Consider the following 759-nt stretch of genomic DNA (forward strand, 5'->3'; position numbering starts at 1 on the left):
CCCAGCCGCTTGTCCGCCCAGGACACGCCCAGCTGGTAGGCGAACATCCAGCCCGGTAGCAGATTGAGCAGACTCACCCAGGACGGCATCGCGTCCGCGTACGGCCCGTAACGCAGGAAGTCGACCACCGCGACCGAGCCGAGCAGCGGGGCCGCGGACCGGAAACCGAGGCGCTGCGAGGCGCGGACACAGTACGGCGTGAGGGCCGTGATCACGGCGTAGACGCCGACGAACCACAAGGGCTGGACGACCAGTGTCGACGCGGTGTGCAGGGTGGCGGTCGGGACGCCGAGGCCGTAATGGAGGGTGGGAAGCAGCAGCGCCCATACGGCGGTGACGCCGAGGACCGGGCGGCCCAGGCGGGTGAGCCGACCGGTGATCCACTCGCGGGCCGAGCCCTTGCGGCGCTGGTAGGACAGGTACGAGGAGTAGCCGCCGACCAGGAAGAAGATGCCCAGCATCTGGAGGATCCAGCTGGCCGGGGCCAGCGCGCCGAACGTGGCCAGCGGGCTGGCGTTGTGCAGACCGCCGCCGGTGTCGAGGGTGAAGCCGCCGAGCAGCCAGTGGCCGGTCGGGACGGCCAGGAGCGCCAGCGCGCGCAGGCCGTCGATGGCGCGGTCGCGGTGGGCGGGGGTCCGGTCGTCGATCTTGGCGGTGAGCTTCGCGAGCTTCGTGGGGGTCTTCATCACAGGTCTCCGTCGGCGATCGCCGCGAACGCGGTCAGGGTGGAGGTGCCGGGGGTGAAGTACTCGTCGTGCG

Annotated in this window: 1 protein-coding gene; it reads right to left on the reverse strand. The window is 71.1% G+C overall.

Annotated features, from left to right (window positions below; all coding sequences use genetic code 11):
* The coding region (locus ACTWQJ_RS51955; protein ID WP_443313291.1) for an acyltransferase family protein at positions 1-686 on the reverse strand (686 nt) is incomplete at its 3' end.
* Positions 687-759 lie beyond the last annotated feature (73 nt).

Origin of the sequence: Streptomyces sp. KR55 (assembly GCF_052245645.1) — a bacterium.
Classification (GTDB): domain Bacteria; phylum Actinomycetota; class Actinomycetes; order Streptomycetales; family Streptomycetaceae; genus Streptomyces; species Streptomyces flavusporus.